General features: G+C 35.3%; 12 protein-coding genes and 1 pseudogene. 3 read left to right on the top strand and 10 right to left on the bottom strand.

Translation table 11 applies throughout. The features are described 5' to 3' along the window. Positions 1-11: 11 nt before the first annotated feature. From gyrB to ABL518_RS02485, 6 genes are all read right to left on the bottom strand, one after another. Positions 12-2,399 (bottom strand): DNA topoisomerase (ATP-hydrolyzing) subunit B, encoded by a 2,388-nt coding sequence (gene gyrB, locus ABL518_RS02510; RefSeq protein ID WP_095742624.1) that lies wholly within the window; start codon positions 2,397-2,399, stop codon positions 12-14. Positions 2,400-2,494: 95 nt separating this feature from the next. Continuing rightward, positions 2,495-2,617, bottom strand: coding sequence for a hypothetical protein (locus ABL518_RS02505; protein WP_010962370.1), 123 nt, complete (start codon positions 2,615-2,617; stop codon positions 2,495-2,497). 299 nt (positions 2,618-2,916) lie between these two features. Then, positions 2,917-3,138 (bottom strand): hypothetical protein, encoded by a 222-nt coding sequence (locus ABL518_RS02500; RefSeq protein WP_148142727.1) that lies wholly within the window; start codon positions 3,136-3,138, stop codon positions 2,917-2,919. A gap of 69 nt (positions 3,139-3,207) precedes the next feature. Further along, a complete protein-coding gene (locus ABL518_RS02495; protein ID WP_010082575.1) occupies positions 3,208-3,816 on the bottom strand; it encodes an SCO family protein in 609 nt (202 codons plus the stop codon). 44 nt (positions 3,817-3,860) lie between these two features. Next, a complete protein-coding gene (gene dnaQ, locus ABL518_RS02490) occupies positions 3,861-4,556 on the bottom strand; it encodes a DNA polymerase III subunit epsilon (protein ID WP_010082574.1) in 696 nt (231 codons plus the stop codon). A 17-nt stretch (positions 4,557-4,573) separates the two neighbouring features. Further along, the gene (locus ABL518_RS02485) at positions 4,574-5,224 is read right to left on the bottom strand and encodes a Tim44/TimA family putative adaptor protein (protein WP_348994391.1); all 651 of its coding nucleotides are present in this window, start codon (positions 5,222-5,224) and stop codon (positions 4,574-4,576) included. 164 nt (positions 5,225-5,388) lie between these two features. Between ABL518_RS02485 and secB the strand changes: the two genes are divergently transcribed. From secB to putA, 3 genes are all read left to right on the top strand, one after another. Beyond that, the gene (secB, locus tag ABL518_RS02480; RefSeq protein WP_006279761.1) at positions 5,389-5,892 is read left to right on the top strand and encodes a protein-export chaperone SecB; all 504 of its coding nucleotides are present in this window, start codon (positions 5,389-5,391) and stop codon (positions 5,890-5,892) included. Between the two features lie 14 nt (positions 5,893-5,906). Beyond that, on the top strand, positions 5,907-8,492 hold the full coding sequence (acnA, locus tag ABL518_RS02475) for an aconitate hydratase AcnA (RefSeq protein ID WP_095742626.1): 2,586 nt from the start codon (positions 5,907-5,909) through the stop codon (positions 8,490-8,492). Between the two features lie 134 nt (positions 8,493-8,626). Further along, positions 8,627-11,767 (top strand): bifunctional proline dehydrogenase/L-glutamate gamma-semialdehyde dehydrogenase PutA, encoded by a 3,141-nt coding sequence (putA, locus tag ABL518_RS02470; protein ID WP_348994390.1) that lies wholly within the window; start codon positions 8,627-8,629, stop codon positions 11,765-11,767. Between the two features lie 141 nt (positions 11,768-11,908). Here putA and ABL518_RS02465 read toward each other — a convergent pair. From ABL518_RS02465 to ABL518_RS02450, 4 genes and pseudogenes are all read right to left on the bottom strand, one after another. Beyond that, positions 11,909-13,052 (bottom strand): annotated as a pseudogene (locus tag ABL518_RS02465) (transposase). A gap of 266 nt (positions 13,053-13,318) precedes the next feature. Next, entirely contained in the window at positions 13,319-13,663 is a 345-nt protein-coding gene (locus tag ABL518_RS02460; RefSeq protein WP_006279756.1) for a DMT family transporter, read from the bottom strand. Positions 13,664-13,679: 16 nt separating this feature from the next. After that, on the bottom strand, positions 13,680-13,994 hold the full coding sequence (locus tag ABL518_RS02455) for a DMT family transporter (RefSeq protein WP_010082606.1): 315 nt from the start codon (positions 13,992-13,994) through the stop codon (positions 13,680-13,682). Positions 13,995-14,093: 99 nt separating this feature from the next. Further along, positions 14,094-15,200, bottom strand: coding sequence for a D-alanyl-D-alanine carboxypeptidase family protein (locus ABL518_RS02450; RefSeq protein WP_010082605.1), 1,107 nt, complete (start codon positions 15,198-15,200; stop codon positions 14,094-14,096). Positions 15,201-15,905 lie beyond the last annotated feature (705 nt).

Genomic DNA, 15,905 nt, shown 5'->3' with positions numbered 1-15,905 from the left:
TTGCTAAAAGTTCAAATATCAACATCATGCACATTAAGTGCATTGCTATTAATAAAATCACGGCGTGGTTCAACTATATCACCCATTAATATTGAAAATATGGAATCAGCTTCTTCATAATCTTTTATTTCAACCTTTAATAAAGTTCTAGCCTCAGGATTTAACGTAGTATCCCATAGCTGATCAGCATTCATTTCACCAAGACCTTTAAATCTCTGCAGAGTTAAACCTTTTTTACCATAGTCCATTATTATTTTTGCAAGCGTACTTGGAGAAGTGATTCTTATTTCAGTTTCTTGTGACTTTAAAAATGAATCACCATTAAATAAATTACTTATACCATCAAGCAAACTTAATATGTTTTGCATATCTTTGCCTTCAAGCATACTAAGTGCAAATATATATTTGTCTGCCAATCCTTGAAACAATTTAGAGATATGAATTTCTTTTTCTTCATCTTTTATTTCCACTTCCCAAGTGTATTCGCTGTACATTAACTTCAAATACTTTAATATCTCATCAGCCGATGATAGAGCATTCTTTTTACTTAAAATTAGCAATGACTCTAAGAGATTTTGTGGTATTTCTCTATCATAATTTTTGCTAATATTAGAAGTGCTAACGCATTTATTCAAAATAAGGCGCAAGTTGTTAAATTCTGTAGCTGTACCACTTAGTGTTAATCTTTTAACTGCTGAGTTTATTATATACTCTTCAAAAGTTTCGTCATCTTTAATATAAGTGTCTTTGGCATTCTTTGTAACTTTATAGAGGGGTGGCTGTGCTATGTATAAGTAACCTTTTTCAATAACTTCACGCATATGTCTAAAAAAGAAAGTTAGAATCAAAGTTCTTATATGTGAACCATCAACATCTGCATCTGTCATGATGATAATTTTATGATATCTAGCTTTTTCAATATCGAAGTGTTCACTCCCTATTCCAGCACCAATTGCAGTAATTAAAGAGCCTATTTCTGCAGATGAAAAAATACGATCTAAACTTACACGTTCTACGTTTAGAATTTTTCCTCTTAAGGCAAGCACTGCTTGTGTTTTACGATTACGCCCCTGCTTTGCAGTACCACCTGCTGAATTACCCTCTACTATAAATAATTCCGATAACTCAGGAGCTTTTTCCTGACAATCAGCAAGCTTTCCTGGCAGAGTTGCAATATCAATATTGTTTTTGCTTTTAACTAGCTCGCGCGCTTTTCTTGCAGCTTCTCTTCCTTTTGCTGACCTGATTGCTCTTTCTACTATGCTTGCTGCCAATTTGGGATCAGTTTCAAGGATTGTGCTCAATTTATCAGAAACTATACTTTCTACAACTGCACGTGCTTCAGAACTAACTAGTTTATCTTTTGTTTGTGAAGAAAACTTAGGATCAGGCATCTTAAGAGATAAAACACAAGTTAAACCTTCTCTAACGTCCTCTCCAGTTAAATTTACTTTTGCTTTCTTTAAAAACCCTTCATTAGTTGCATAGGTATTGATACATCTAGTTAGTGCAGATCTAAATCCTGCCAAATGCGTACCACCATCTCGTTGCCGTATATTATTAGTGAAACACAACATATTCTCATAGTAGGAATCATTCCATTCCATCGATATTTCCAAGCTGATGCCAAGATCTTCTGCATCTCCTTTCATACTGGCAATTTTAGTTACATGTGTCTTATTCTTATCTAAATACTGCACAAAATTTGCTGTACCAAAATTGTCTTTAGATTGATTGCTCTGATTGAAATGAGATTCTGTATATGGTTCATTGCGCAGATCACGTAAAGTAATGTCGATATTTGAATTTAAAAATGCTAATTCTCTTATACGACTTTCAAGCGTTGAGTAACTGAAATTAATGCCATTAAAAGTCTCTGTTGATGGCATGAACGTGACTTTAGTTCCTCTTTTGTTTGTATTTTCGTTGACTACCTTTAAAGGTTCAATAGACTCACCATCTTCAAAACGCATAAAGTGTTCTTTCTTATTGCGCCAAATAATTAATTCCAACCAGCTTGATAATGCATTCACAACTGAGATTCCAACACCATGTAATCCCCCAGAAACTTTATAGGTATTGCTGTCAAATTTACCACCAGCATGGAGTTGAGTCATTATTACCTCTGCTGCTGATACTCCTTCTTCTTCATGAATGTCAGTTGGAATGCCACGACCATTGTCGGTTACTGATACTGAACCATCTTTATTTATGCTAACTTCAATTTTATCACAATACCCAGCTAAAGATTCATCTATTGCGTTATCAACAACCTCATATACCATGTGGTGCAAGCCAGATCCATCGTCAGTGTCACCAATGTACATACCTGGACGTTTCCTTACAGCATCAAGACCCCTTAAGATTTTTATTGCATCGGCATTATAACTATTTTCCATGGTATTGCTTCGTTTATGAATGTTAATTAATATTACATTCATATATGCTGATTAGCAACATTTTTAAACTGATAACCCATATTAAAAGCACAACTTTACGAATGTTTATTTTTGAAGACAGCAAATAGTGTCATTCCAATGTGTCTTCCATAACTGTACGAACATTCATTTTTGAAGGTAAATTGCACAACAGATGATGTCATTCCAGTGCTTGACACTGGAATGGCTTTGTTGCATCGCTAGCTATGATGGATTAAAGATAAAAAAGATAGGGAATATCAGTAGCTTATTATTCTGGTATTTATAACAAGAACGGTCAGTGAATACCTAAATTTGAGTAAAAGAAATTTCACTACCACTCACTAATCCGGCTAAAATTCAAGAATTTCAATGCTTTAGCTATTTTCAATAGAATTAAATTTATTAATGTAAATAATAAATTACTATTCTTAAATTTGATCAGATTGATTGCAAAAAAACAAGATTTTCAATAGGTTACTTATAATCCTAACTATAGTTAGCCTTTCATAAGTAGCGATGCAACAAAGCCCACTGGAATCCAGAAATTTTGCTTATAACTGAGCTGATGAGCTAAAGGTAGTTGTCTTACGCTAAAACAAACGTTTTTAATTAAGTTGCATAGAAGCTGGATCCCAGTGTCTGGGCACTGGGATGACACCCCACTGGTGGGAATTGCTCCCAAACTACAACGTTCGTACAGTTGTGTGTGTCTTCCCATGGAGATTGCTCTCAAATCATAATGCTCATGCAGTTGCATGCTCGACTAATTAACAGAAAAATCTATAATTCAGTTTACGTATTTTCTTATCTCAGCCAAAATCTTATCAGATTGACTTTCGTCTGAATTTAAATCAGCTGCAAAGTGTGTAACATATTTTCCTCCAGGGCCAATAAGGTACATTATTGAAGAATGGTTGATTTCTTCTTCTCCACCAACTTTGCTAGCATATACTTTATACTTTGCAATTACTTCGTCTATTTTTTCTCTTTTACCAGTTAACATTTGTATTCTGTGGTCAAATTGCTGCTGAAATTCTTTAAGTCTTTCCGTGCTATCGCGCTCAGGATCGACTGTGATGAAGAATGTTTGTAGCTTGTTGTTAGTTTTCTCATCTAACTTTGCAAGTGTTTCTGAAATTATTCCAAGGTTCATAGGGCAAATTCTTTTGCATGAGGAAAACCCAAAGAAAATCATCATGTATTTATCTTTAAAATCACTACTGCGCAAGATCTGTCCGTCCTGATTAATTAAAGAAAAATCTCCGCCTATCTTAACTTCTGCGTTGTGAATCGCTGCTGGGGCAAATATGCCTTTTTTAGTGAAATAACAATAACCTAAAAAAACAACTGCTAATGCTGCTAGCACATTAGATAATAATCTTATAAACCTTACCATTAGAATGCTCTCAGTAAAATTGAATTGTATCTTTATTGGTTAACCTATTCAATATATTTATTCCAAAGTGTATTGTTAATTTTGTCTAACAGTTTCTTATGTTCATCAATTTCTTCACTATTTGGTAAATGTTCTCTGGGAGTTAGATTACGTACTTTATGCTGAACGAATGTGGAGTTACTGTCCTGATTGCATTCATTATCAAACAGAAAGGTTTGTAACCCTCCTGTAAGTTCAACATATACCTTTGCAAGCAATTGAGCATCAACTAGTGCTCCGTGCAATTCTCTATTCTCTAGCGATATATCAAAACGCTTACATAATGCATTCAAAGAAGCAGGTGATCCTGCGAATTTTTTCCTCGCAAGAGGTAATGTATCTAGCACTCTGTCTGAGGAAATTAACCTAGCATTCAGCTTGCTTAACTCCATGTTAAGGAACTTAACATCGAATTCAGCGTTGTGAATTACCAAAATATCATTAGATATAAAGTCAAGAAATTCAAGTGCAACATCTGAAAATAATGGTTTATCTTCTAAAAATTCTTCACTAATACCGTGAATCTTAAACGAGTGATAAGGTATATCTCTTTCTGGGTTAAGGTACCGATGGAATACTTTACCTGTTGGAATGCGGTTAATTAATTCCACACACCCTATTTCAATAATTCGATGACCAGATTCAGTGTCAAGACCTGTCGTTTCAGTGTCAAGTACTATTTCGCGTAGCTTGCTTTCCATTTCAAATAAAACTCATCTTACTTATCATTTGTCTTATCGTTACTTGTCTTTTTATAGTGAATAGAAACAAGCAACCAGCTTGGGTCTGATGAATTAACATTTTTTTTGAATTGCCATACATCCTCAACTTTATTAATAGTGGATGTACTACCTGATATTATATCTCCTTCATTGTTCTTAACGAAGTTAATTTGCTCTGAAAGGAAATATACTGCAATAAACACTGCGTTTTTTACTAGCTTTATTTCTAAAATCTTTTGTGAAACGATAGAAACAATTATAGACTCGTGCACCTCTTTACGATGTTTAATCTTCTCTGCAAAATTATCATATAAGTCTTTATCGAGAAGTGGTTTTAACTGAGACAAATTTCCTTGATTGAAACATTTTATTATTAATTCAAAAGCTATGCTTGAACCTTCTATAAAGTGGGAAATAGAAAAATCTTTGTTTTTTTTTAATATTTGTTTATAAGTAACTTTTATTGAATTTTCATCATTGCTATCAATGTAACCCTCAATGTTTTCTACTACATCTTCTCCACTTCGGCTTACATCCAGTACATTAGTTAGCTTTTTTAGGTTGAGGTTGGCTGACCTTCCTAAAGAATTATACAAACGTGAAAAAATGAACGCCGCTAATAAAGCATATATTACAAGCTCTATCATAGTAACTCAACTCCTTGGCATATAAAGTATCCGAACATTATTAATTATTAATGAAAATATGTTTTTCATATCAACTTATAATCAGGTTTGCTATTCGTTTGTAAATGAATATATTATATAAGAAAGTATTAAATATCTCAACTTAATTAAAGGAGACGTAAGAAATGCCACAACAAAAAATGAGAATTCACGGTCAATATGTTAAAGATCTATCATTTGAGAATCCGAATTCGCCATTCCTTTCTTCTAGTAAAGCTCCAGATATTAATGTAATGGTTAATATCAATTCAGCAAAATTAGAAGGGACGAAAAACAAAGAAGAAGTGAATGAAGAAAAATCTTTTCATGAAATTACTTTGCATATAGAAGTCAAAGCAACGGTAAAAGATGAAGGCATAAAAGATGGTGTAGCTTTCATTTGTGAGACGAAATATTGTGGCATTTTTTCAATAGAAAATTTAAAAGAGTTGAGTGAGGAAGAGGTAAGACAAGCTTTGTTTATTGGCGGACCTACTTTTCTTTTCCCTTTTGCAAGAGAAATAATTGCAAGAGTTACAAGTAGTGGTGGATTTCCCCCACTGATGCTAGATCCTATAGATTTTGAAACTATGTATGAGCAGCAAGGTCAACAACAAAAAAGTAACGGTAGTAATTCCAATTTTAACTAATATAGTGTGATAGGATGAACAATTCTTTAAATGCAAAAACGACTTTAAACATTGACGGGAAGTCATACAACTATTTTAGCCTAAGTAGTGCTAGTGAATTTTTAGGAATAGATGTGACTAAATTGCCTTGCTCACTTAAGGTTCTGCTTGAAAGTTTATTGCGCAATGAAGATGGAGTAAACGTAAAGCTAGATGACATAAGAGTACTAGCAGACTGCGTTAATAAACACACTAATCACGAAATTAGCTATAAACCAGCAAGGGTGTTGATGCAAGATTTTACAGGGGTTCCTGCTGTTGTTGATCTAGCTTCAATGCGGGACTATGTTAAGAAAAATGGAGGAAACCCAAGCAATATAAATCCGTCTGTACCGGTTGATCTTGTGATTGACCATTCTGTTCAAGTAGATAGTTATGGAAGTGTTTCCGCATTCAGTAAGAATGTTGAGTTAGAAGTAAAAAGAAATTTGGAGAGATATCAATTTTTAAAGTGGGGAGAATCGTCCTTCACAAATTTTAGAGTAGTGCCGCCTGGCACAGGGATTTGCCACCAAGTGAACCTTGAATATTTAGCGCAAGTTGTGTGTAATAATGATGGAGTCATATATCCTGATACTTTAGTTGGTACTGACAGCCATACTACAATGGTTAACGGGTTATCAGTTCTTGGTTGGGGTGTTGGAGGCATAGAAGCTGAGTCTGTGATGCTTGGTCAACCAATTAGTATGGTGATTCCAGAAGTAGTTGGATTTAAATTAATTGGCAGACTGCCGGAAGGAGTAACTGCGACTGATTTAGTGCTGACGGTTACCAATATCCTAAGAACAAAAGGCGTTGTTGGTAAGTTTGTAGAATTTTATGGTGATGGTTTAGATTATTTATCTTTGGCAGATAGAGCCACTATGGCAAACATGGCCCCAGAGTATGGTGCAACTTGTGGGTTTTTTCCAATTGATCAGAAAACACTCGATTATTTACATTTAACAGGGCGACCAGAAAAGCTGATTAAGTTAGTTGAGGCTTATGCGAAAGAGCAAGGATTGTGGCGTGGCAATAATGAGTTAGCATTTTTTGACGCACTAGAACTTGATTTATCGAGCGTGAAGCCAGTAATGGCTGGTCCTAAAAGACCACAAGATAAGGTTTTTCTTTCACAAGTGGCAGAGTCTTTTTCTAAATCATTTTCAGTTAATGAGTCAAAGGAAAGCGATAAACTCCAAGATGGAAGTGTAGTTATTGCAGCAATAACAAGCTGCACTAATACTTCAAATCCAAGTGTGATGATTGCTGCAGGTCTTGTAGCTCGTAATGCAATTAAACTTGGATTAAAATCAAAGCCTTGGGTTAAAACTTCTCTTGCTCCAGGGTCACAAGTTGTAACAGAATATTTAGAAAAGTCTGGATTGCAGGTAGATCTAAATGCTTTGGGTTTTAATCTAGTTGGATATGGTTGCACAACTTGCATTGGGAATTCTGGTCCACTTAATAAAGATATAGAAGATGGCATTAAAAACAAAAACTTAACCGTTGCTGCAGTTTTATCTGGCAATCGTAACTTTGAAGGAAGAATTCATCCGTTAGTCAAAGCTAATTACTTGGCATCTCCGCCACTTGTTGTTGCATATGCACTTGCTGGTACTGTGCAAATTGATCTGACAAAAGATTCAATATGCAAAGATAAGAATGGAAATGATGTCTATCTCAAAGATATATGGCCAACAAACAATGAAATCGAAGATTGTGTTAAAAGTGTGGTAACACGTGAGATGTTTATACAAAAGTATAAGGATGTTTTTTCTGGTGATGAACATTGGCGGAAGATAAAGTGTGAAAAAAGTGAAATCTATAATTGGGATGCAAACAGTACTTACATACAAAATCCGCCTTATTTTGATAACTTATCACCTAAAAATAATAAAATCGATATAAAGGGTGCACAAATATTAGCAATGTTTGGCGATAGCATAACTACTGATCATATTTCCCCTGCGGGAAATATTGCCTCGAGTAGTCCTGCCGGTCTATATTTAAAAGGGCTTGGAATTGAACCACGGGATTTCAATTCATACGGGTCTCGCCGTGGTAATCACAATGTAATGATGCGTGGGACTTTTGCTAACATTAGAATAAAAAATGAAATGGTTAGCACCGAAGGTGGATATACAAAATATATTCCTTCTCAAGAAACTATGCCAATTTTTGATGCGGCGATGCGCTACAAGGAAGCTCTCATCATTGTGGCAGGAAAGGAGTATGGCACAGGTTCAAGTAGGGATTGGGCAGCAAAGGGTACTTTATTGTTGGGGATTAAAGTTGTAATTGCAGAAAGCTTTGAGCGTATACATAGGTCCAACTTAGTTGGTATGGGTGTTCTTCCACTTATATTCCAAAATGGAATAACCAGAAAGATATTTGATGGTAGTAAGGTAATAAGCATAAAAGGTGAAATAGTGCCAGGTGGAAATCTAGAATGTATCATCAAAGGAAAGGATAATTCTGAACAATCAATTCAACTCAAATGCTGTGTACAAACCGCAACTGAGACTAAATACTTGATGTGTGGTGGAGTGTTGAGCTACATACTTGCACAATCTTTTTGATTTAGTGAAGTTATTGCATGGACTTCTTTTAGCCAGCCCTGATCCCTTTGTAAATAGCAATTTGCTCTGCGCAAAGTTATGATATAATTTCACCATACATATGGTGTCGGAGTATTTTTTGGAGATAATTATATATGATAAGCTCTATACAAGAACCTAATGAACTCAGAAAACGTTTACAAGGATTTTATCGTACTGATGAAAAGAGTTATATACGTTATCTTGTAGAAAAAGCAGAGCTTTTGGCTGATTCAAAAAATAGAATTTATAATATTGCAAAACAAGTTATTGAAAAAATCAAACACAATAAATTAAGTATTGTAGATTCCTTTATGCAGCAATACTCGCTTTCCAATGATGAAGGAATAGCATTGATGTGCCTTGCTGAATCACTACTTAGAATACCAGATGATTATACAATAGACGAAATAATCAAAGATAAAATTGCCAATCAGGAATGGAATAAATATTTAGGGCACTCTTCTTCGTTGTTTGTCAATGCTTCCACATGGAGCTTGATGATAGGTAGCAGTATATTGAGAGATAATGAAGGCGATTCGAAGTTCTATTACGCAATTTCTAAGTTACTTAAGAATTTAGGAGAACCGATCATTCGCAAAGCAGTAAAACAAGCAATGTCTATGCTTGGTAATCATTTTGTTGTTGGAGAAACCATAGAAGAAGCTTTAAGGTATGCAAAACTAGATGACAATAGTAAGTTTTTATACTCTTTTGATATGCTTGGCGAAACTGCTCACACAGCTGAAGATGCAGAAGAGTATTTTAATTCATACATGCACTCAATAAAAGCTATAGGTGAATCCACTGAAATAAATGATTGTTTTAAATCGCATGGAGTTTCAATCAAATTGTCTGCGTTACATCCACGTTATGAATTTGGTCAATTCGATAATATAGCTGAAGAGTTGAGAGCTAAACTGCTAGAGCTTTGTCATGAAGCAAAAAAATACAACATTTCATTATGCATAGATGCAGAAGAAACAGAAAGGCTTGAAATGTCCTTAATCTTGTTTGAACAATTACGGCTTGATGAATCACTTTCTGAGTGGGAAGGGCTTGGCTTGGCTGTGCAAGCATATCAAAAGCGCGCTTTATCTGTTCTTGACTTTGTTGAAGATGTTGCTATCCGATCAAAGCACAAAATTATGGTGAGGCTTGTAAAAGGTGCATATTGGGATTCAGAAATCAAGCGTACGCAAGAATTGGGATTAAATGATTACTCAGTATTTACAAAAAAAAGCTATACTGACGTATCTTACTTCGTGTGCGCACAGAAACTTTTGAGTAAACCAAACAGCTTTTACCCATGCTTTGGAACTCATAACGTCTATACTTTTGCTTCTATCATGGAACTTGCTGATAAAAACCACCCTGGATTTGAATTTCAACGCTTACATGGAATGGCAAAAGACTTATATGATTATGCAATGTCAGAGCTTGCAACAAATGTTAGCTGTCGTGTCTACGCACCCGTTGGGGAACATAGTGACTTGTTGCCTTATCTTATAAGACGCCTTCTTGAAAATGGAGCTAATAGTTCGTTTGTTAATCAAATAAGTGATCCTAACGTTAAAATCGATGAGTTAATTTCAGATCCACTGGAAAAAGCTATAAATTTTAATTATGAACCTCATCCAGGCATTCCATTACCACAAGATATTTTGGGACCAGAAAGAAAAAATTCCTTGGGGATGGATATTAGTGATTCTGTGATAGTCTCACAAATTGCAGATGATATAAAGGGTTTTAGTGAAAAAAAGTGGCAAATTGGACCAATAATTGATGGAAAAGCACTATTTGATAATGCTGAATTTATCGAAGTAGTGAATCCTGCACATTTGGAAAATGTAATTGGAGAAGTGTCAAGTGCAACAAGCGATCAAGCTTTAAACGCTCTTGAAATAGCACACAGTGCTTTTGCTAAGTGGCAGAATGTTTCAGCAGAAGAGCGCGCTAAATGCCTTGAAAAAGCTGCAGATTTGCTTGAGGAAAGGATGAAAGAGTTAATTTACATTCTGATTGTGGAAGCAGGAAAAATTTTATCCGATGCAATAGCAGAAGTAAGAGAGGCAATCGACTTTCTGCGTTATTATGCAATGATAGCAAAAAATGAACTGAGCGACTGGAAAAAATTGCCGGGCCCAACAGGTGAAGATAACTTCATCTTTTTTGAAGGCAGAGGAGTTTTCTTATGCATATCACCGTGGAATTTTCCGCTCGCTATCTTCATTGGGCAGGTCTCAGCTGCACTTGCAGCAGGTAATGCAGTGCTGGCAAAACCGGCAGAGCAAACGCCGATTATTGCCTACGAAGCTGTTAAGATACTACATGAAGCTGGGATACCAAAGAATGTGTTACACCTCATTCCTGGGGATGGTGGATATTTAGGCAAAATATTAGTTCCAGACAATAGAATTGCCGGAGTAGCTTTTACTGGCTCAACACAAACTGCTCAAATAATCAATAAAATGCTTGCAAATAGGGATGGTCCTATTGTGCCACTTATTGCTGAAACAGGAGGGCTCAATGCTATGATAGTTGATAGCTCTGCTCTTTTAGAGCAAGTGGCTATGGATGCTTTGCTTTCTGCGTTTCGTAGCAGTGGTCAACGCTGTTCTGCACTTAGAGTGCTGTTTATTCAAGAGGACATAGCAGAGAAGCAGATAAAAATGATATGCGGTGCAGCGCAAGAACTCAAGATTGGTGACCCAATACAACTTAGTACTGATATTGGTCCAATAATTGACAAAGCATCTATCGATATGCTAACTCAACATACGCAAAAAATGTCAGAGGACGAAGATTCAAATCTGTTATTTAAAGTACCCATGGATACAAATTCTCATAATGGTTATTTCTTTCCTCCATATATTTATGAGATACAAAAAATTTCGCAATTAAAGCAAGAAGTATTTGGTCCTATTTTACATATCATACGTTTTAACAAGTCACAATTAAATGAAGTTATAAGTGATATAAATAGTACTGGATATGGGCTTACGTTTTCTTTGCAGAGTCGTATACAAAGTCAAATTGACACTATAAGTAAAAAAATATCAGTTGGAAATGTCTACATCAACCGTAACCAGATAGGTGCAGCAGTTGGGATACAACCATTTGGTGGTAGAGGACTATCTGGCACTGGGCCAAAAGCTGGTGGTCCTCATTATTTACAGCGTTTTTCTACAGAAAAAGTTGTAAGTGTTAACACTACAGCATTTGGTGGTAACACTACACTTATGTGTTTGGATTAATTTGCGGGCCCTAATTTTTCTTACCCCTAAACTAGACGTTCGTGCAGTTATGTACACAGCGCTAAAACCCGAAAAGGACCAGCTCATGCACTGAAATAAATCGTATCCGTTCAGCCAATGGCGTCAACTTAAGAACTTTCATTAGCAAACTCTCCTAAAGACATGATGGCGTTTAGGCTTATCTACTTTATTGCGGCTGTCCCGGTCGGATTTTAACTTTAGCGCGTATACTTAAAAAGGGCTTGAAAGTTTTTTGGCGCAATAAGTACCTGATAGAGTTTCTGCCTCATTACACTAAATAAAACTGAAAAATTTAAACGATACTCAGTAATTTGATCTGGGTTCCAAGGCCCTTGTGCATCACACATATGAAGCGATAATATATTGCACATGACCAAGTTTGCCCAAAATTCTTGTAATACAGCCTCTCCAGAAAAATTCTCTAACTCTGCTCCTACTTTGAGTCGTTTATAGCACTCCTCTATGTGCCACCTTAACACATAAGCTTTGCTCCAAAGTCTCGGTCAAAAACTCTGTTTCTCAGTTGGCTAATGTCAGCACTATAACTCTTACTTTCTGTCCTTTCATTTTATTTTTTAGCTTTTCATTTTCTAATATAAAATCAAAATCTAATTCGCCAGCGTTCCCATAGCTTACTATAATTTCTTTTTTGCAAGCGAAAAATAAAATCTACTTCCAAATTATAATGCTGCTGAATGAATTTTACTGAAGACGATCATAGATAAATAATAATTTCTCTTGATTTAATAAACGCATTTGAGTGATAACTTCGGGTAATTGCTCTGCCGCCAACGTTTGTTCACCTATATTCCAAGCTGCAAGACGAGCACTGCAAATCAGCGAAGTACACAAATCAACAAACAAATTGCCAATGGTGCCTGTTGTTCCATTTGGTTCAAACTCGGATACAATTTCCCCAGAGCTGGGTAATCTCATACCAGAACCATCTGCTGCAATAAGTCTATAGCCTCTCCAACTCAGGTTCATCCTGATAGGCTGTTTGGATGCTTAAATTCTTGAAAGCCTGTATGGCAAATCTTATATCTTGCTTTAGAAAAAGCTTGCTTTGAGGGTACATGTCAATGGCTCCATAAGTTCACATTCTATTCCCAAACTTTTTTTAACTAACTTTAAAATCATAGAAAATACTGTCGAAAAAGGAAGTTTTCTTGTTCGTGTAAAACTCAACACAATGGATTTTCTGAAAAGTTTTCGAGTATATTATATTTTTAATTTGTAGAATAAGGTTTTTTCCTTTTTGCATATTTCACCTAAAAAGGACACATTTTAGACTTCTTTGTTGAAATAAAACAGAAACAAAAGTGCTGTCCCTTGCACTCTTTGGATAATTTAATGATAAAAAATTTGGAGAGAAATTTTATACACAATCTCTGACATTTTTCCTTAAGTTGACGCCATTGTGTGAACGGTTACGGTTTCCCGTCTTCACCATGCTATATAGAAAAAAGTCTGGATTCCAATTTGCATGACAATATGGAGTATCTGCTTCTTTCATCCCAGTGGGATCTTTTATTCCATTTTATCAACAGTTTGTTTTGCAGTATCAAACAATTTTAATCCTATAATCCCGAATGTAACTAAAATAAAGCATATTACTTCGAATAAATTAACTGGTTCATCAAATAGGTAAACTCCAAGTATCGAAGCTCCTATAGCGCCCACTCCAGTCCAAATTGCATAGCATACTCCGATAGGTATAGAACGTGTAGCGAGCGAAAGTAAATATGTACTAAGAGCCATGGAGAGTATGCTAATTATTGATGGTACGAGATGAGTAAATCCATAACTATGCTTAAGTGTTATGACCCAGAACACTTCAATTAGTGACGATAAGAGTAAATATATCCAATTCATGCATAAATTTTTAGGTTTAAATAGAGAGCTTTAGCCCTATGCTTCCTATTACAATTAAAACGATACATAAAACTTGAGATAAATTAATATTCTCTGTGAAAGTGGTTGCACCAATTATAGTTATTCCAATTGTGCATATTCCAGAGGAAACTGCATAGCATACCCTAATAGGTAGAAAGCATGCTGCAAGAGATAAAAAGTAAATGCTAATGATCATAATTACCAATGTTGCAATCGAAGGCACAACTTTAGTAAAACTGTTACTAAACTTTAGCGTTACAGCCCACAGTATCTCTAGGATACTAGACAGCAACAAATACAACCAGCACATTTTCGTAACATTTCAATCTTGTATTGTAACAGAAATTGTTAGTTAAAACTACACTAAAGTGCAATAGATCTCTCTTTCGGAATTGCTTTAATATCAAACTTAAAACAACATCCTAAAAAACTTTTCTACGAAATTCAATTCCTGCACGTCATTTGCTGCATAAAGTGGTGTAGTTTGTTGCTCAATACCTGGTATTTCTACAAAAACTTTGCCCACTTCTTGACCTTTTTTAATGGGTGCAGGTATCATATCTTTATATTCAATACGCACCTTAATTTGGTCATGCAATTTGCGGTTGTAAGTTATGGTAACATCGTTTGCAACTGTAATAGGCACTTTTCTATCTTTTCCATAGAGAACATTTACTTCCTCAACTACGCTGTCTTTAACGAATATTTTCTTAGTGTTAAAATGATTTAAGGAGTATTGTATCAATCTTTTTGCTTCTTCTATTCGCTCTTTCTCAGTGTTTAAACCATTTACGACAGCAAAAATTCTCCTATCATTTCGTTTTGCAGATGCTACAATGCCGTAACCACCAGCATTTGTATAACCGGTTTTTAAGCCATCAACCCCAATATCGTGAAAAAGTAGAAGATTTTTATTCTTTTGTACAATTTCATTATATGTCAAATATTGTTCGGAAAATAAATCATAATATTCAGGAAAATCGGTGAAAATCCTTTTTGCCAGCATTACCAAGTCTTTTGCGTTCATAAAATGATCTTCATCTGGCCACCCGCTTGAGTTGACAAAATGACTGTCATTCAGATTCAAATTTTGTGCAACTTCATTCATTTCAGCTACAAAATTCTCTTCTGATCCTGCAATGCCCTCGGCTAGTGTTATGCAGGCATCATTGCCTGAGACTATTGTAATTCCTTCAAGTAATTCCCTCACCGTAACGGATTGACCTTCTTTCAAAAACATAGAAGAGCCTCTCCTTTCCCACGCTTTTCTACTTACTCGAAATTTATCCTCCATGTGTATTATTCCAGCTTTTAGATAATCGAAGGCTATATATAAAGTCATTAGCTTGCTCATTGAAGATGGGGCCATTTTTTCATCAGAATTATGGTCAAAAATGAATGAGTCTGAAGCTAAATCTAAGACTACTGCTTGCTTTGCTTTGGTTCTAAACTGGTATGAGTATGAAGAAAAAGGAAGTATAAAAACTAATAGCAAAATTACCAATCTGCTTAACATATCTATAATTTTAAATTTATAGTGTACTAATTAATAGTATAATTTTACAGGGGCATTTCAATAGATCTCTTGCATAAAAATTCCTTGACAAACCTCGCCAGCCCCCTTATCATGAAACTGAAGCTATTTATTTATCTTCTCTGTACAGATTAAATGACAAAAAAACTCACGTATCTGGCGTCTCATGTTTAATTTTTTGCACTATGTGCACCTTATGTCTTTATAAAATTCTAGGTTTTTACCTAATATAAGCTAAAATGCGCTTATAAAGCATTTAAAACATAAAAAAACGCCAACTTAAAAAATGGATAGTGAATAACTAGCTACCCTAGGGTTTCTTTTGCCTTTTTTTCTGTTTAGTAAATTTCTTAAATATTTATGACTAAAGGTTAGTTGCATTAAAAAGCAGCTAAATCGCGGTTATTAAGCGTTTAGAATAAAAAAACGCCATACTTGAAAGTATAATGTAAGTAATTAGCCAACCACGGGGCTTCTTTTGCCTTTTTTTTCGTTTGGTAAATTTCTTAAATATTTATAGCTAAACGACAACCGTCATCCCGCTACGTGTTAGCGGGATCTATGTTAAGGTATGGCGGTTAAATAAGGGATCTATGTTAAGAGATACCGCGAATGAATCGCGGTATGACGGTTCGCGGCGGGATTCCAGTGTCTGGGCACTGGGATGACAGGAAAAGGGGCTACTTG

Source organism: Wolbachia endosymbiont of Drosophila willistoni, from assembly GCF_040084705.1.
GTDB lineage: Bacteria > Pseudomonadota > Alphaproteobacteria > Rickettsiales > Anaplasmataceae > Wolbachia > Wolbachia pipientis.
The sequence above is the reverse complement of the archived record's forward strand: the minus strand, read 5'-3'. Positions and strand labels throughout refer to the sequence as shown.